This window comes from Marinomonas transparens, from assembly GCF_016463975.1.
Classification (GTDB): Bacteria; Pseudomonadota; Gammaproteobacteria; order Pseudomonadales; family Marinomonadaceae; genus Marinomonas; species Marinomonas transparens.
Genome location: NZ_JAEMNX010000002.1, coordinates 315,325 through 331,971 on the forward strand (window position 1 = coordinate 315,325; position 16,647 = coordinate 331,971).

At 43.4% G+C, this 16,647-nt stretch carries 16 protein-coding genes; 11 read left to right on the forward strand and 5 right to left on the reverse strand.

Annotation, left to right across the window (positions count from 1 at the left end):
• Window positions 1-2: 2 nt before the first annotated feature.
• Window positions 3-233, reverse strand: coding sequence for a 30S ribosomal protein S18 (rpsR, locus tag I8J31_RS03925; RefSeq protein WP_115896216.1), 231 nt, complete (start codon window positions 231-233; stop codon window positions 3-5).
• Window positions 234-256: 23 nt separating this feature from the next.
• On the reverse strand, window positions 257-664 hold the full coding sequence (rpsF, locus tag I8J31_RS03930; protein ID WP_199466987.1) for a 30S ribosomal protein S6: 408 nt from the start codon (window positions 662-664) through the stop codon (window positions 257-259).
• Window positions 665-943: 279 nt separating this feature from the next.
• Between rpsF and I8J31_RS03935 the strand changes: the two genes are divergently transcribed.
• From I8J31_RS03935 to I8J31_RS03945, 3 genes are read left to right on the forward strand one after another with little or no spacing between them, the layout of a single operon-like run.
• On the forward strand, window positions 944-1,672 hold the full coding sequence (locus I8J31_RS03935; RefSeq protein WP_199466988.1) for a MipA/OmpV family protein: 729 nt from the start codon (window positions 944-946) through the stop codon (window positions 1,670-1,672).
• 44 nt (window positions 1,673-1,716) lie between these two features.
• Entirely contained in the window at window positions 1,717-2,613 is an 897-nt protein-coding gene (locus tag I8J31_RS03940; RefSeq protein ID WP_199466989.1) for a DMT family transporter, read from the forward strand.
• Between the two features lie 21 nt (window positions 2,614-2,634).
• On the forward strand, window positions 2,635-3,540 hold the full coding sequence (locus tag I8J31_RS03945) for a DMT family transporter (protein WP_199466990.1): 906 nt from the start codon (window positions 2,635-2,637) through the stop codon (window positions 3,538-3,540).
• Here I8J31_RS03945 and I8J31_RS03950 read toward each other — a convergent pair.
• Window positions 3,515-4,381, reverse strand: coding sequence for a DMT family transporter (locus I8J31_RS03950; protein WP_199466991.1), 867 nt, complete (start codon window positions 4,379-4,381; stop codon window positions 3,515-3,517). The genes I8J31_RS03945 and I8J31_RS03950 overlap by 26 nt on opposite strands.
• A gap of 566 nt (window positions 4,382-4,947) precedes the next feature.
• Here I8J31_RS03950 and I8J31_RS03955 point away from each other — a divergent pair.
• From I8J31_RS03955 to I8J31_RS03990, 8 genes are all read left to right on the forward strand, one after another.
• Window positions 4,948-6,477, forward strand: coding sequence for an amidase (locus I8J31_RS03955; RefSeq protein ID WP_199466992.1), 1,530 nt, complete (start codon window positions 4,948-4,950; stop codon window positions 6,475-6,477).
• A gap of 13 nt (window positions 6,478-6,490) precedes the next feature.
• A complete protein-coding gene (locus I8J31_RS03960) occupies window positions 6,491-7,645 on the forward strand; it encodes a transporter substrate-binding domain-containing protein (protein WP_199466993.1) in 1,155 nt (384 codons plus the stop codon).
• A complete protein-coding gene (locus tag I8J31_RS03965) occupies window positions 7,638-8,318 on the forward strand; it encodes an ANTAR domain-containing response regulator (protein ID WP_325101166.1) in 681 nt (226 codons plus the stop codon). Before I8J31_RS03960 ends, I8J31_RS03965 begins: the two co-directional genes overlap by 8 nt.
• 2 nt (window positions 8,319-8,320) lie before the next feature.
• Window positions 8,321-9,478, forward strand: a complete 1,158-nt coding sequence (locus I8J31_RS03970; RefSeq protein ID WP_199466995.1) for an iron-containing alcohol dehydrogenase — start codon at window positions 8,321-8,323, stop codon at window positions 9,476-9,478.
• Between the two features lie 137 nt (window positions 9,479-9,615).
• Window positions 9,616-10,827 (forward strand): urea ABC transporter substrate-binding protein, encoded by a 1,212-nt coding sequence (locus I8J31_RS03975; RefSeq protein ID WP_199466996.1) that lies wholly within the window; start codon window positions 9,616-9,618, stop codon window positions 10,825-10,827.
• 75 nt (window positions 10,828-10,902) lie between these two features.
• Window positions 10,903-11,769 carry a branched-chain amino acid ABC transporter permease gene (locus I8J31_RS03980; RefSeq protein ID WP_199466997.1) on the forward strand — a complete coding sequence of 289 codons (867 nt, stop codon included), beginning with the start codon at window positions 10,903-10,905 and terminating at the stop codon, window positions 11,767-11,769.
• 13 nt (window positions 11,770-11,782) lie between these two features.
• Window positions 11,783-13,597: an ABC transporter permease subunit gene (locus I8J31_RS03985; RefSeq protein WP_199466998.1), complete on the forward strand. Its 1,815-nt coding sequence runs from the start codon at window positions 11,783-11,785 to the stop codon at window positions 13,595-13,597.
• The gene (locus tag I8J31_RS03990) at window positions 13,590-14,288 is read left to right on the forward strand and encodes an ABC transporter ATP-binding protein (RefSeq protein WP_199466999.1); all 699 of its coding nucleotides are present in this window, start codon (window positions 13,590-13,592) and stop codon (window positions 14,286-14,288) included. The genes I8J31_RS03985 and I8J31_RS03990 overlap by 8 nt, the downstream gene beginning before the upstream one ends.
• Before the next feature lie 98 nt (window positions 14,289-14,386).
• Here the strand turns inward: I8J31_RS03990 and I8J31_RS03995 are convergent, their stop codons facing one another.
• Together I8J31_RS03995 and thiP are read right to left on the reverse strand one after the other, a co-directional pair.
• Window positions 14,387-15,094, reverse strand: a complete 708-nt coding sequence (locus I8J31_RS03995) for a thiamine ABC transporter ATP-binding protein (protein ID WP_199467000.1) — start codon at window positions 15,092-15,094, stop codon at window positions 14,387-14,389.
• The gene (gene thiP, locus I8J31_RS04000; RefSeq protein WP_233402569.1) at window positions 15,081-16,634 is read right to left on the reverse strand and encodes a thiamine/thiamine pyrophosphate ABC transporter permease; all 1,554 of its coding nucleotides are present in this window, start codon (window positions 16,632-16,634) and stop codon (window positions 15,081-15,083) included. Before thiP ends, I8J31_RS03995 begins: the two co-directional genes overlap by 14 nt.
• Window positions 16,635-16,647: the final 13 nt, after the last annotated feature.

Below are 16,647 nucleotides of genomic sequence, written 5' to 3' on the forward strand. Positions count from 1 at the left end.
GCTTAGTTAAAGTGGCTGTCAGTGTAAGGAAGTAAAGCTATGTAGCGAGCGCGTTTGATAGCAGTCGCTAGTTGACGCTGGTAACGCGCCTTAGTGCCAGTAATACGGCTAGGTACGATTTTACCAGTTTCAGTAACGTAACCTTTCAGTGTTTCTAGATCTTTATAATCGATCTCTTTAACGCCTTCTGCAGTAAAACGGCAGAACTTACGACGACGGAAAAAACGAGCCATGAGTGTCTCCTAATACAAATAGATTAATCTTCAGATTCTTCAGTAACTTCTTCAGCAGAAGTATCGTTGCTACGCTCTTCACGCTGAGGAGCTGGACGACGATCTTCACGACCTTCAGAAGCTTTGATAGGAGAAACATCAGTAACCGCATCTTTACGACGAATCACCAAATTACGGATGATGGCATCGTTGTAGCGGAAAGTGTCGTTTAATTCAGACAAAACACTGTCAGAACACTCAACGTTCATAAGAACATAGTGTGCTTTGTGAATTTTGTTGATTGGGTAAGCAAGTTGACGACGACCCCAATCTTCTAGACGGTGAACTTGACCACCATCTTCAGTAATTAGGTTGGTGTAACGCTCAACCATTGCTGGTACTTGTTCGCTTTGATCTGGGTGAACCAGAAAGACGATTTCATAATGACGCATTTAAGCTCTCCTTATGGGTTCTTAGTCTCCGCGCTTTCCCTGTTATAAAGCTGTGAGACAAGGAGTATTGATTTACAGGGACGCGCATTATATAGCACTAATGAACAATAAGTAAACGAAATCAGGCCTTATTAATGCATATGCCAAATACGATATATCAGCATGAAATAAGCTCACTAGTTTGCAAAAAACATTCATATTACGCCAACCCTTTTACAGCAAGAGGTGAAGGGCCTAGAATCCTGAAAAACACGACTAACATTAATAGGCACAAGTACTATGAAAAAAACAGTATCAGCATTCTTGTTTCTTACCCCTCTTATAGCTCAAGCAAATGGTAGCCTGGGCATCTTTGGTACACTATCCGAATCCATTTATAAAGATACTGATTCTAAATCGAGAGCCCTGCCCAACATTTCTTATGAGGGTGAAAACTTCTACTTCAAATTACCCGAAATTGGCTATCGATTTTTGCCCCAAAAATCCATGCAAAACCTTGCCGTCGGTGTCGCTTACCAAGCATCTAAATTCGATCCAGATGACTCAAGCGATACCAACATAAAACAACTTGATGATAGGGACGACAGCGTTATGGCATTTGCCTCTTATCAATTAGGCAGAATGTTTAAAACAAAATTAGCACAAGATATTAGTGGCACACACGATGGGTTTTCCGCCGAAGTTGAGCTCTCTTACCCAATGCCTGTCGCCTCTTGGAGAGTTATTCCGTCCATATCCTACAGCTATATGGACAGCAAAATGAGCAATCACGCCTTCGGCGTATCACAAAGTGAATCAGCTCAAACTGGCGGAACTATTGCCGCCTATGATTCATCATCTGTTTCCTTAGTCACCTATGGAATAAAAGCCATGTACCCAGTGACTAAGAGTGTCAACATTATGCTCGGCGTTAGCCAAAGCAAATACGATGATGATATTCTCAATAGCCCTCTGGTTGAGGATGACACTGTAAACTCTGCATTAGCAGGCATCATGGTTAATTTCTAATAACTAACCACATCCTAAAGTTATTAAAGGAAAGCAAGTAACGCATGAAAAACCTGTCAAATAACACTCAAGCCATGCTATTTGGTTTAGGTGCCGTGTTACTTTGGTCCACCGTTGCTACTGCTTTCTCTATTTCACTCAAATACCTATCACCCACTCAATTATTAATTGTTGCCAACCTAGTCTCATTGCTCTTTTTGGTGTCACTGATTTTATTTAAAGGGGAGTTCACTCAGCTCATCACAATCGCCAAGCAGTCATGGAAGTCCTCCCTATTTTTTGGCGCGATCAACCCATTTATCTATTACCTAATATTACTGCAAGCCTATAACATATTACCCGCGCAGGAAGCCCAAGCCATCAACTACACTTGGGCAATTGTACTGAGTTTCATGGCAGTTCCTATTCTAAAACAACGCCTTAAAGTAGCTGACTATATTGCGGCTGGAGCCTGCTACTTTGGCGTTCTCTACATATCTACTCGGGGACAAATCAGCACTTTAGAATTCTCCAATATTTTAGGCGTTGCTTTTGCCCTACTAAGTACAGTCATTTGGGCCTGCTATTGGCTCTTCAACACCAAGGACAAAAGGCCAAGTCTGATTGGCTTAACCCTCAATTTCGCTTTTGCCTTACCTTTAATATTGATATACGCCGGCTTAACGGGTGAGTTGACACATTGGGATACGAGAGGGGTAGTAGGCGCAATTTACATTGGATTATTTGAGATGGGGTTAAGCTTTATTTTATGGAACAAAGCGATGAAGCTAACATCAAATACCAGCCAAATCGCTAATCTTATATTCTTAGCACCTCTACTCTCAATGATCTGGTTATCACAAATCGCTAATGAACCCATTCTTAGCTCCACTCTTGTGGGTTTAGCTTGTATCCTATCTGGCCTATTTATTCAAAACTGGGCAAAAAGAAAAGCCCCATAAAAACAATAAAAGAGACATATTATGCCTTCGTTCATCTACTTATTACTGCCTGTTCTATTTTGGTCAGGCAATTATGTACTTGGGCGCTTCACTGTTGCTGTGGGCATAGACCCTTTTACCATTTCTTTTTTACGCTGGAGTCTCGCCTGTCTCATCATTCTGCCTTTTGCGTATAAAAAACTGTGGAGAGAAAAGGAAACTATTGCTAAAAATTGGCCTCTCTTGGTTTTATTCGGCTGGTTAGGAATTTGTAATTACAATCTATTTTTATACATTGGCTTAACCTCTACCACGGTGACCAATGCCGTATTACTCAACGCCGTCATGCCAGTAATGATACTAATCACAGCTCGCCTGCTACTTGGCAGTAAAACCTCTTGGCTGCAAAATACTGGCATTACTATTTCAACTGTCGGTGCCATCGCCATCATCAGTAGAGGCAACCTAGATACCTTGTTACACCTCACTATTTCTCACGGAGACTTATGGATTATCGGCGCCGCAATATGCTGGGCGATCTATTCTGTGATGATAGCCAAACGCCCAAAAGAAATGTCGTTAATTGGTTTTTTTGCCTGTACCGCCTTAATCGGTACTTTAATCCAAATGCCATTATTTGTATTTTTCGGACACAGCCAATTAAGCAATTTCACATCAGGCAACTGGGCAACTATTATTTATATGGGAGTCTTTGCTTCGATTGGCGCTTTTTTATGCTGGAATACTGGAATTCAAAAGCTAGGGGCCGCCACAGCAGGACATTTTATTCACCTGATGCCCGTATTTAGCATAGGTCTATCGGCCATTTTTTTAGGAGAAAGCATGCACTCATATCACTACATTGGCATGGCACTGATTTTCTCCGGTATTTTTGTTGCGACGATTCTTAACAAGCAGCTAACTAGCCCCTATCTCGAGCGATTTTAGTACTAATTAATATACTCATAAAAATAAATAACATGCCTAAAACCGCATAAACATCAGGCACATGCCCCCAAATCACCACTCCCCAAAAACCACTAAATACCACCCCTATATAACTCACTGGCGAAACAATGCTCGCAGGAGCATAACTATACGCCTTGTTATAAAGATACATACCCAAATACAGGGTAATAGACACCGCCAATACAACAGGCCAAGCTTTAGCAGGCAATAGCATGCTACCGCCCTGAATAAACACCAAGGGAAGAGATAATAAAGTCGATATAAAAAAATACACAAACAGAGTTTCCCGTCCGGAAACCTGCTGTGACAACATACGGGTCGTCACCATTGAAAAAGCCAACCCTAATGCCGAAAGCAGCCCCACGAGATGCCAAGGGTTTAAATGGTTAGGCGTCGGATGAATAACAAAAGCCACACCAACAAAACCAATTATCAAGGGTAACCAACGGGATTTTGGTATCTTAATTCTATGTAATATAAGCACCACAAAAGGTACACACAAAGGCGCACAGGTTCGCAGTAAAGACGCTTCAACCAAAGGAATATGATTCAAAGACCAATAATAAAAAAGAAAACCAGTAAAGCCACCAACGCTACGTAAAAAATGGATTTTCCAGACAGAAAAAGAACGCCTTTTCCAACGTCCACGCATTTGGGGCAAAAGAATCAAGGCACAAAATAAACTCTGCCAAAATACCAAGCTCGACAACGAGATCATGGTTTGCGCCTGTTTCGCTGCCAATGCAGTAATAGACAAAACAAAAGCGTAGGCAATCGTCATCACAATGCCTTTTTTTAACAATAACTTACTACCCTGCATAACGAGACCACTTCCACCTTAGGAAATCCATTTAAAGTGCTGTCTTAACCCAATTAAACCCACGTGTCGAGCAATAGAAAACGGCACAACACCATTTATAAGTCACATTAATCCACTAGCTTAAATAGAGCTCCTGCTACTACTAAGTATCACCGATATCCAAAGACTCCGTTTATTTAAGAAGCACCTCATTCACAGTTCTATAAAATCCCTATGAAATAAAACCTATTGACAAATTTTATTTTTTGTATGATTTTATATTTAGCAACAACAAAAACCTCTGCTAGACGATGTGCCAATAACGCCACATCATCAGTTCAAAAGCAATTCTAATCTTGTCGACAATAGCGTCGATTCTTTTTTTACTAGATCACCAGTCTGATTGTTTGGCCTAATGCAGAACAGCAAGTTCTGATTAAGGCCAAAGACCATTCAGCCTGACCGATAAGTATTTAAATGAGCCTTTCGGCAATCAATTTCATTACTTCACTTTCGATGTCAAAAAAATATCGAAGATTTCTTGAGCCCCCCAAACGCCAAAATTTTATTGTAGCTAAGGATGAATCATGACGATACGACGCCCACAACATTCAGACCTACTCACATCAAGCGATAAGCTTGGGCTTCGTCTAGAAAGCCACGATATAAGTGACTACCTCACCATTCTTGAAGATGTTTGCGCTGACTACGATATTGTGGACTCAATGACACCTGAGCACACTCAAGTCACTTACCCTAGAACCCCTGGAATATTCCCTACACCTGAAGACAACCCCTATAATGCCTGGTATGTAAAAACCGAAGTTAAAGGCAAAAATAAAGGCCGCTTAGCTGGCCTGAAAGTCGCCCTCAAAGACAATGTTTGCCTTGCTGGAGTACCAATGATGAACGGTTCATCCACACTACGCGGATATGTGCCAGATATTGATGCTACCGTTGTAACACGCTTGTTAGACGCAGGGGGAACCATATTAGGCAAAGCGCAATGCGAGTATTTTTGTGTCTCAGGCAGCAGCCATACGAGTGCACAAGGAGCAGTAGTAAATCCCCGCAAAGCAGGCCATTCAGCCGGGGGATCTTCATCAGGTTGTGCCGCATTAATTGCCAGTGGTCATGTGGATCTCGCTATTGGCACTGACCAAGGTGGATCCGTGCGAATCCCCGCCGCTTATTCTGGTTTTTATGGTATGAAGCCCACCCATGGCCTTATTCCATACACAGGGGTTATGCCTATCGAGATGACCTTAGATCATGTTGGCTTAATGAGTAATACCGTAGAGCACAACGCATTATTTTTAGAAACCTTAGCAGGCCTAGATAACCTAGACCCTAGGCAACAACACCTACCTATCTCATTTGACTATAGCAGCAAGCTTAACAAAGGCTGTAACGACTTACGGATTGGTGTTGTCAAAGAGGGATTTAACTGGGACAACTCAGAGAAGGATGTTGATGAAAGTGTTCGTAATGCCGCCAACCTTTATAAAAGCTTAGGAGCGACGGTGAGCGAGGTTAGCATTCCGTTGCATAGAAAAGGCCATGCCATTTGGTCACCTATTGCCGTCGAAGGCACAACCCAGCTATTGCAGGGTTACAACTATGGATCAAATTGGAAAGGCCTGTACGTAACAAGCTTAATGAGAGCACAACGTGATTGGCAACAACATGCGGCCGAATTCCCCCATGATTTAAAATCCTGTCTTTTAGCTGGCGACTACTTCTCTAGCCAATACGCAGGTCAGTATTATGCCAAAGCACAAAACTTGGTAAGACGACTAAAAGCAGCTTATATCAACGCGTTCAAAGACTTCGACTTGCTGTTAATGCCAACCGTTCCATTAAAAGCCCCTCGACTACTTACCTCGGATGCAAGTGCATCAAACTTTGTCACACGAGCCCTAGAAATGAATGCCAATACCGCCCCGTTTAATATTACCGGCTTACCGGCTATGAGCCTGCCTTGTGGGCAATCAAATGGATTACCTATTGGCATGATGCTCATTGCTCCAGACTTTAAAGAAGCCACAATTTATCAAGCCGCTGCCGCCTTCGAAAGGGCCTATGACTGGCCTAACCTGACACATAATAAAGCCTAAAATGAGTACGACAATGAAATCATTAAAAGCCACAAAAGCAGGCTACCCAGTTGGCTTATTATTCTCTCAGCATAGCTTAACGGCCGCAGTAGAACAGACTCAAAAGCAGGCAACGCTTCTCGCCATAGAGGAAATTAATGGTGTGGGAGGCATTAATGGCATACCTCTCGCGCCATTTTCAATGTCGATAGGCCCCGAGCCTAAAGACTATCAAGGTGCTGTTCAGCATATGTGTGATACCAATCAAGCCAACGTTATATTCGGCCCACATATGTCTAATAGTCGTAAAGCGGTATTACCTATTGTCGAAAATAAAGGTGCGCTATTATTTTACCCAACACTTTATGAAGGCTTTGAATATTCTTCGAATTGCTTTTATACCGGTGCCGCACCGAATCAAAATTCCTTTCAACTGGCAAAGTATGTCATTGAAAATTATGGCAAGCGCGTCCTTTTTATAGGCAGCAACTACATCTATGCCCATGAATCTAACCGTATTATGCAAGAGCTATTTGAACAAATAGGGGGCGAGGTTTTAGACAGCTTATATTTCCCTTTGAATAGCTCCAGTGAAGATTTTGATTACGCGATACAAAGAGCCGAAGCATTAGCCCCTGATGTTATTTACTCCACTGTCGTTGGCAAAGACACCACCACGTTTTACGAAGCCTATGGACGTTCCAAGCTACAGCGTGAGATCACCCCGATAGTCAGCCTTGCCACTAATGAATCGGATATTTCGATGATGAGCGCCGATGCGGCGGAAGGACATATCAGCGCGGCGCCTTATTTTGAATCATTAGCATCCGAGAAAAACCAGCTATTTGTACAGCAATATAAACAGCGCTTTGGTGATAACTCCCCCATTACAGCTGGGGCTGAGAGCGCCTATTTTCAAGCTCACCTTTTTGCCATCGCCGCCCGCCAATCAGTTGACCTAACGTTGGAAAGTATTGTCGGTAACCTAGGTGGAGCAACATTCGATGCGCCACAAGGCCGCGTTCAAATTCACTCAGATAATCACCACACATACCTTTGGCCACGTATTGCAAAAGTAAACCATAACCGTCGTTTTGAAATAATCGATGTCGCATCACAGGCGGTATGCCCTGAGCCTTACCTAATTCGTTACAACTTTAGCAACAATAAAACTAACGATTATGAATAAGCATCATAGAAAGTTTAGCCACCCAAGTAAAACACGACTTAGTGACCTTAACGGTCTCCAAGTGGGCGTTATGCTTCCCCCAAGTGCCGAAACACAACTACTCATCAAACACTTACAACGTATTGGGTGTGAACCAATTATTTTATGGCCGATACTCAAAGAACTCCCCAAAAATATAGACACAGTCATCACTACTGTAGAGCCTGAATACCGATTAAAAATGAATCTCTTGCTAGATTCACTTAATGAGCTAAGTCCACCTTTTATTGCCATCGTCGAATATGAAGACCCCTCTACTCTGCAATTGATATTAGAGATGCGCACGGCGGCAGTCATTGAGCGGCCAATAAAACCTTTTGGCCTACTGACAAATTTAATGATCGCTAGAGAGAGTTGGCAACAACGCGTCAACATTAGCGTTGAACGAGAAAAACTCGCACTTAAAGTAGAACAGACTTCTAGAATCGGCATTGCCGAGCTTTTGTTGATGCACAACAACAAGATAGATCAAAACAACGCCCGACGTCTTTTACAGAAAATGGCAATGAATAGCCGTCGCTCACTTGAACAAGTGGCCCAAAAGGTCCTCTGTAATGAAGCACCTGAAGGATTAACTGATATTTTGAATCATATGCAAAATCCAACACAACACGACAAAAAGCAGGATGAATAACAATGAACACATTTCATTTCAATACGGCTAAGAGCATTCATTTTGGTGTCGGGGCACTCTCAACTATTGGTCAACTGGTACAGCAAGAAATAGGCACACGTGTCATGCTGGTAACGGATTCTGGGATGATGAGTACTGGCATTGTTGATCAAGCGCTGACACATCTATCAAAAGCTGGCATTGATGTTGTGCTGTTTCAAGACGTGATTGCGGACCCAACCGAAAGTGTCATTCTTAGTGCCGTTGGACAAGCTAAAACTGCTAAAGTTGAAGGTATCATCGGCTTAGGTGGAGGCTCATCTCTTGATGTTGCTAAACTCATTGCCCTACTGTGTGCTGGAGAAAGTACACTGGCTAGTGCTTATGGTGTCGGAAATGCGAGTACTGTTCGTCTTCCTTTACTCCTGGTGCCAACCACCGCAGGAACGGGCTCAGAAGTCACACCTATTGCAATTGTCACCACAGGTTCAAGTCAAAAAATGGGCGTTGTTTCCCCTACCCTATTACCTGACATTGCGCTTCTTGACCCCCTGCTAACCTTAGGCTTACCGCCACACATCACCGCCGCAACTGGTATTGACGCTATGGTGCATGCCATTGAGTCCTATGCTTCAACCAACCCAAATAACAATCCCATATCGCGTTTTTGTGCGGAAAAAGCATTACAACTCATTAGTACGTCGCTTTTAACCGCTGTACGAATTGGCACTAACCTTCAAGCCCGTTCAGACATGCTGTTAGGCTCCATGTTAGCCGGTCAGGCCTTTGCAAACTCCCCCGTGGCGGCCGTACACGCTCTTGCTTACCCTCTAGGAGGGTATTTTCATATCCCCCATGGCTTATCAAATGCCCTCGTTTTACCCCATGTATTACGCTTTAACCTTGAAACGTCGCCACAAGCTTACTGCGAACTCGCCACCTTAATTTTTCCTGAACTTAACTCGATAGATGAGCAAAAGCGAGGATCCGCATTGTGCGACAAACTTGTGGAACTTTCTAACCTCTGTGGGCTACCGCAATCGTTACGAGAAATGAAGATCCCAGAAGAAATACTTCCAGTGCTGGCAAAAGACGCAATGAAACAAACCCGCCTGTTGGCGAATAACCCGAGATCAATTAATGAGTCAGAAGCGCTTTCTATTTATCAGGCCGCTTACTGAGATAAAAAATCTGAATATTTAATGGAATATAAAAATAATAAAAAGGTAGTAAGGCGCAGTAATACTCGAGCTCGAACCATAGCTCTGAAATAACTCAAACATAAAAACTATCCAATACCACAAAAGGAACAATCACTATGAAGACGTATATTTTAAAACGTATCGCTTTATCCCTTATGATTTTTTTCGCTGGTTCATCTTATGCCCAAGTAAAAATAGGGGCCATTTATGATATTACCGGAGATCTAAATATATTTGGCCTGCAACAAATAAATGGTCTTAATTTAGCCGTTGAAGACATCAATGCCAAAGGCGGAGTGCTAGGTGAAAAAATTAAAGTTGTCACTTATGACACACAATCTGCACTCAATAAATATACTCAGTTTGCTAAAACCGCCGTTCTCAGGGATGGTTTAGATGCCATATTCGCAGGGCTAACGAGCTCTTCACGCGAAGCCATGCGCCCTATTTTTCGTCGCGCCAATATGCCTTATTTCTACAGCACTATTTACGAAGGGGGAGCTTGCGATAAACAAACCTTTATAACAGGACCAACGGCATCCCAACAACTCAAACCTCTGATCCAATGGGCCATTAAAAAATATGGACCTAAAATTTATATCATGGCACCGGATTATAATTTCGGCACCATCTCTGCCAGCTGGATTAATGAATACGCCAAGCAATTTGGTGGCGAAGTCGTCGGTGAGGACTTTCTCGCTCTGACCGTTACAGACTACTCTCCAACCATTCAAAAAATACAAAGATCTAAGCCTGACTTTGTAGTTGCCCTGCCGGTTGGCCCAAGCCAAGTCGGTTTTATTGAACAATTTGCCGCTGCCGGTTTAAAAGAAAACACACCGATTGTTTCTTCAAACTACAGCACAGGGAATGAGCAGGTTTTGTTGTCCCCCTCAGCCGGAAAAGGCATTATTGCGAGTCATGTTTACTTTATGAGTTTGAACACCCCTGAAAACAAAGCTTTTTTAACAAGGTGGTTTGACAAGTACGGTAAAACTGACGCTATTTCACCAGAAGCGGTTACCGTATGGAATGCCGTACATCTCTGGGCTAAAGCGGTTGAAAAAGCGGGAACAACAGACCATACCGCCGTCATTAAAGCCCTTGAATCGGGAGACCTTCATTTCACTGGCCCTAATGGCTTAGTCACGATGGAGGCCGGATCACACCATACGCGACAAAATGTCTACATTGCAGAGGGTAATGACCACTATGGTTTTAACATTATAAAAACCTTCCCCAATGCTGCCCCAAATTATGAAAGCCAAGTATGTGATCTCATCGCCAATCCAAAACTGGCAAAACACTTCACACCAAGCACAAAATAATACTCTCTGATAGGCGCCCTATCTTCTAGGGCGCCGTATATTCAGCTAAATTGCTTATTTCATATGGAGTCAGTTATGGAAATTGATTTTCTGGTGACGGTATTGCTTTCGTCATTATCCAGTGCAGCCATTCTTTTAATCGCCGCCATGGGGTTAGCCGTTGTTTTTGGTCTCATGGGGGTCATAAACCTAGCTCACAGCGAGTTTCTAATGATGGGGGCTTATGCTGCGCTTACCATTACTAAGGCGGGAGTTCCCTACTTACTTTCTATTCCCATTGCCGTAGCCATTACCATGGCAATTGGCGCCGTGGTAGAAATATTGATTATTAGTCGTCTATACGGACGCCTATTCGATACCATGCTGGCGACCTGGGGACTAAGCATGGTGTTGTTACAGTTAGCCGTTTTACTGTTTGGAACAGCAACGCCAAGCATTAATTTGCCGCAATTCAATATCTCTATTGGCGATTACCAGCTTGCGGGTTATCCATTAATCCTCATTGGTGTTGCTGTCATCATGCTGATCTTGATTTACCTACTGATGACAAAAACAACCTATGGTATGCAGGCCCGTGCCTCCATTCAAGAGCCAGAAATGGCACAGGCAATCGGCATTGAATCATCAAGGGTAAATACCTTTACCTTTGCATTAGGTTGTGGACTAGCAGGCTTTGCAGGGGCCGTGCTGTTACCTATTATTCCAGCCACACCCAGTATGGGAATGGCCTTCGCAGTAAAATCCTTTCTAGCCGTTGTGGTTGCCGGCCCTGTGGCATTAACCGGTACCGCACTTACCGCCATTGGACTTGGCGGTGGCGCATCCATTACGGCTAGCCTTCTTACCTCCGTTGCAGGCGAAGTGTTCTTTTTCATCATCACCGCAGTGCTGCTGTGGCGATATCCCATGGGTATATCGGCCAAGTGGCGTCGTAAACTTTAAGGCGGTCAGCACTATGTCTTTCTCAAAAAAAATACATCAATCTTCAGGGTTAATTTTTCCTGCTGTGGCCGTCATCATGGCGCTTGCATTATCAACAATAATGGACCCCTATCTCGCTTTTATCGCAACATCATGGGTAATTTTTGGTCTACTGGGCCTTAGCCTTGACATTGTATGGGGGCGAGGTGGTTTTCTAAGCCTAGGACAAACTGCATTTTATGGGCTAGGTGGCTATTTTGGCAGCGTTGTCGCTATCAATTTGGCCCCTATAACAGGCAACTCATTGATATGGGCACTACCTGCCGGAGCGATTTTTGGTGCCATAGCGGCAGGCTTATTGGGGTATATTATTTTCTATGCTCGAATGGGAGCCCTGCAAAGCACCATTTTATCCTATACTTTTACCCTGCTACTTTGGTCGGTCACTCAATCATTTAAAATGAATATTGGTGAGGCCAGTATTTCAGGGGATAGCGGTTTATCAAACATACCTGGCATTATTCTTGGTTTCGACCCCCAGGCACAAACCCTTAACCCCAACACAAGCTTTGCTGTTGTGGTCATTATTTCAGCCATCATTTATTTCATAACGCGTTGGCTAATGCGCAGTCACTTCGGACGAATTATTGATTGTATCCGTATCGATCACGAAAAAACGGAATTACTGGGCTACGATGTTCGCAAATTCAAATTAGCCAACTTTGTCTTTTCTGGCGCGGTTGCGGGACTAGCAGGGGCTTTATTCGCGTTATGGTCAAACTTTCTCAACCCTTCTATTTTTTCAGTGCAAGAAGCACTTTTAATCCCAATTTATGTATTAGTCGGTGGCCTAGGTACTTTAGCAGGGCCATTCGTTGGCGCCCTTGTGATAGGCGCTTTGTCTTTCTTTTTAGGAACCGAAGCTGGCGGTCAAACCACTCTTATTCTCGGTATTATTCTGATCATACTGGTACTTTTTTTCAAAAATGGCTTATTAGGAACGTTAAACGCTTTATGGCAAAAATATTTACCAGACCCAAATGAAGCGACAAGAAATTCAGGTGCCGTACAAATTGATGCAAATGTATTACAGCACATTCTAAAGGACGCTGAAAAACAAGCAGGACCAGCAAAAAGTCTTGTCTCAACATCCCTGTTTAAGCAATTTGGCGGCATCATTCCGGTCAATAAAGTTTCTCGCAATTTTCAACCAGGGCAACCCTATTCTTTAATCGGCCCCAATGGCGCAGGAAAAAGCTCTTTTTTAAAAACCTGCATTGGTATGTACCTGCCAGAGGAAGGCCACATTTATCTAGGGGATGTTGAAATAAGTCAAATGCGTATTTTTGACCGAGTCAAAAATGGTATGGGGGTAAAAAACCAAAAGCCTCAAGTATTTGGAGAATTAACAGTTATCAACAACCTTTGGACCGCCGCCTTTTCACAAACCCGTAGCAATGCTAAAGCATTAGAAATCAGTCACAAGATACTCACTATGTTGGGATTAAGTGCTCATGCGAACGTACAAGCCTCTGCGTTATCCCATGGACAACAACAATGGCTAGATATTGGCGTGGTCCTCTGCCTTGCCCCTAGAGTAGTGCTCTTAGATGAGCCAGCAGCTGGAATGACGAATGAAGAGACTCGAGAACTGTCCTTGTTAATTCGTACGTTAGCACGACATACCACTGTCGTTGTTGTGGAACACGACATGGAATTTGTCCGCACCTTGGAAGGGCATGTCACCGTCCTGCACCAAGGAGAAGTGTTTGCGGAAGGTGATATTCAAACACTTAGAGCTGATGATCGTGTACTCGATATTTATTTAGGGAGGCGTAACCATGTTTAAAATCATCAATGCGACCGGAGGATATGGCAAAACCACCATTATTCAAGACATATCCTTAACAGTGAATGAAGGTGAAATCGTCGCACTACTAGGACGTAATGGGGTAGGTAAATCCACACTAATGCGTTATGCGACTGGCTTAATCCCAGCCATGGATGGACAAGTTGAAATAGACAGCAAAATCGCCCCTAGCGCTCCAGCGAAAAGAGCCAAAATGGGGCTAGGATATGTCCCTCAAGGGCGCTTTGTCTTTCCCCGTATGAGCGTTACGGAAAATATAGCCGTTGCGGCCGCCTCTAACGGCTACAACCCGAAACAAACAGTCGCTGATTTTTTAAAAGACTTTCCTATGCTGGCACCAAAGGCGAGTGATTTAGCGGGTGGCCTATCAGGAGGACAACAACAGATATTGGCCTTAGCGAGAGCGCTCGCCACTCGTCCCAAAATTTTATTATTGGATGAACCCACAGAGGGTGTTCAACCATCCATAATTGATGAAATGGCAGGTATTTTGAAGCGTATTAATGAACAGCAAGGCATCGCGATACTCGTTGCTGAACAAGACCTCGATTTTTGCCTTTCGATAGCTAAACGAGCCTACGTGATGGAAAAAGGTTGCATTAAAATAGCAGTCGATAAAGAAAGTCTGTTAGCTGACAAGCTCTTACAACAAGAGTTATTAGGCGTTTAGCATTAACATCCATTGGGAAAAATAGTAGAAGGGTGCGGTTTATAAAACGCATCCCCTTCTACTATCCCATATGAACAAGAACCGTACCCAATATAATCCTATTTATCCATACTAGGAGTTTTACCTAAATAATGGGCAAATTGTGGATAAAGATCTAATTGATTAAGTGCTGAAACCGCTTCATGGGCAGAGACTCTGCCTTTTTCTATCAAGATGACACGACCACCAACCAAGCTTGCTTCACTTGGTAAATGAGAGACTAACAAAGTCGTTAAACCAAACGCCTCAGTGACCTGTTTGACCAGTTTTAGCATTTCCTCTCGCAATACCGGATCCAAGGCACTAAAGGGTTCATCCAACAATAGAATAGGTTTTTTACGTACCAAAGCCCTAGCGATGGCGACTCGTTGGGCCTGTCCACCAGATAAAGCCTGTGGAAAACGGTCCTTTTTATCAACAAGTTGAGTTTGTTCTAACGCCCAATCCACTTTTTGCTTTTGATCATCAGTTAAAGAAAGGGATGCAGACAAGCCAATCGCCACATTTTGCCAAACGGTTAATTGTGGGAAAAGGTTATCGCTCTGAAACAAGGTAGAAATGGGTCTCTCGTAGGCAGGCAAGTTAAGTAGGGCATCGCCGCAAAAAGACAACTCACCTTTCCCATCTAAAAAGCCACCAATCATGTGCAATAGCGTACTTTTCCCTTCCCCACTACCACCAAGCAAGGTGGTCACTCCAGGTTCGATATTTATCTGATAATTAGCGTTGAATGTGTCCCAATGATATTGAAGATTAACGGATAACATGCGATTTACCTCTGGCAGCGCCTCCGCCAATGAAACGAGATGAACAATAAAATAAAATAAGGCAAAGCGAAATCAATACAACGGCGACACAAGCGCCCTCTTCTAAGCGATAAGAGCCAATAAGCTGAAACAAATACAGAGGCAAAGACACCAACCCTTGGCTGCCGAACAAGGCAATAACCCCCATATCCCCCAAGGATAATAATAAAGCGTATGCAAACGCCTGAGCTACACTAGTACGAACAAGCGTCCATTCTAAACGCCATCGTGACCAATTTTTTATACCTAAACTCAAATACACATGGCGAAAACGTCGCTCTTGCTGGTAAAAAATGGGCATCAAAATGCGCAACACAAAAGGCAAGGCCATCACAGCATTCACCCAAACGACAATCCAGTAACTGGATGTAAAGTGCCAACCTATATCACGGAGCCACAGAAACAACCCTGTCGCAATGACCAAGCCTGGAACCATTAATATCATATTGCCAAGATGCTCCAGTTTTGAAGGCAATACCGAAAGATATTTTCGCTCCATACAAAAACGCGCCAACACGCAGAAGCAAATACCCAGCAGCAAACTCAACAAAGCAGCAGGCAAGGCTATCTTCAAAGAAATAAAAACCGCCTGCCAAAGGCCAGATGACAATAGAGTAGTCAAAAAAGTAGATGAAAAAACCGGATCAAAAATAGCCAAAAAAGGCGGCACAACCAAAATGAGCACACACAACAAAGCAGTGCCGTCTGCACTTCTAGCCCAAATAGAATCTTTTACAGGGTAGCTCTTTACTGCTAACAAGCTCGCATCCTGTCGGTTGATTGGCGCAATACGATAAACTATCACAGCAAACAGCGTACAGATACTCACTTGCAATAAGGACAAGAAACTCGCTTTATTCAGGTCAAAGTCGAACCTCAATGCCTGATAAATTGCCACTTCCAAGGTACTCGACTTTGGTCCACCTCCCAAGCTCAATACCACAGCAAAGCTGGAAAAACACAACATAAAAATCAGCACAAAAGCCCCCGGCAGCACCTTCTTCATATAATGCCATTCAATCAAACGAAATGCTGTCCAACGGGAAAAGCCCAACTGGGAAGCCTGACGCCACTGACCAGAAGGAATCAAACCATAACCCTGTAGTAAAAGGCGTACCGCCAAGGGCATATTAAAAAACACATGGGCTAATAAAATACCGACTAGACCATATAAAGGAATTTGCACACCAAAAATTTGACTTAACCACCCCGTGCGGCCGTAAACTACCACCAATCCCAAAATTGCCACTATAGTCGGCACCACCATAGACACGGCAAAAAGCTGAAGAAGTAAGGCTCGTCCTCGAAACTGGCGATGAATAAGACAAGATGCCACTGGTATTGCAACCACTAAACTGATCACACTGCTCAACAGGGCTTGCCACAAGGAAAACTGAATGACGCGCCAAAGATAAGGCTCTTGCAAATATTCCCACCAAACATTCACATCACTATAACGCAAAAGAGCCACCAAACTGGCAGCCCCTATTAACAGAAACATTCCCACTCCAAAT

Coding starts and splice junctions, on each gene's coding strand:
- rpsR (WP_115896216.1), bottom strand. CDS start 233: ATGGCTCGTTTTTTCCGTCGTCGTAAGTTCTGCCGTTTTACTGCAGAA.
- rpsF (WP_199466987.1), bottom strand. CDS start 664: ATGCGTCATTATGAAATCGTCTTTCTGGTTCACCCAGATCAAAGCGAA.
- I8J31_RS03935 (WP_199466988.1), top strand. CDS start 944: ATGAAAAAAACAGTATCAGCATTCTTGTTTCTTACCCCTCTTATAGCT.
- I8J31_RS03940 (WP_199466989.1), top strand. CDS start 1,717: ATGAAAAACCTGTCAAATAACACTCAAGCCATGCTATTTGGTTTAGGT.
- I8J31_RS03945 (WP_199466990.1), top strand. CDS start 2,635: ATGCCTTCGTTCATCTACTTATTACTGCCTGTTCTATTTTGGTCAGGC.
- I8J31_RS03950 (WP_199466991.1), bottom strand. CDS start 4,381: ATGCAGGGTAGTAAGTTATTGTTAAAAAAAGGCATTGTGATGACGATT.
- I8J31_RS03955 (WP_199466992.1), top strand. CDS start 4,948: ATGACGATACGACGCCCACAACATTCAGACCTACTCACATCAAGCGAT.
- I8J31_RS03960 (WP_199466993.1), top strand. CDS start 6,491: ATGAAATCATTAAAAGCCACAAAAGCAGGCTACCCAGTTGGCTTATTA.
- I8J31_RS03965 (WP_325101166.1), top strand. CDS start 7,638: ATGAATAAGCATCATAGAAAGTTTAGCCACCCAAGTAAAACACGACTT.
- I8J31_RS03970 (WP_199466995.1), top strand. CDS start 8,321: ATGAACACATTTCATTTCAATACGGCTAAGAGCATTCATTTTGGTGTC.
- I8J31_RS03975 (WP_199466996.1), top strand. CDS start 9,616: ATGAAGACGTATATTTTAAAACGTATCGCTTTATCCCTTATGATTTTT.
- I8J31_RS03980 (WP_199466997.1), top strand. CDS start 10,903: ATGGAAATTGATTTTCTGGTGACGGTATTGCTTTCGTCATTATCCAGT.
- I8J31_RS03985 (WP_199466998.1), top strand. CDS start 11,783: ATGTCTTTCTCAAAAAAAATACATCAATCTTCAGGGTTAATTTTTCCT.
- I8J31_RS03990 (WP_199466999.1), top strand. CDS start 13,590: ATGTTTAAAATCATCAATGCGACCGGAGGATATGGCAAAACCACCATT.
- I8J31_RS03995 (WP_199467000.1), bottom strand. CDS start 15,094: ATGTTATCCGTTAATCTTCAATATCATTGGGACACATTCAACGCTAAT.
- thiP (WP_233402569.1), bottom strand. CDS start 16,634: ATGTTTCTGTTAATAGGGGCTGCCAGTTTGGTGGCTCTTTTGCGTTAT.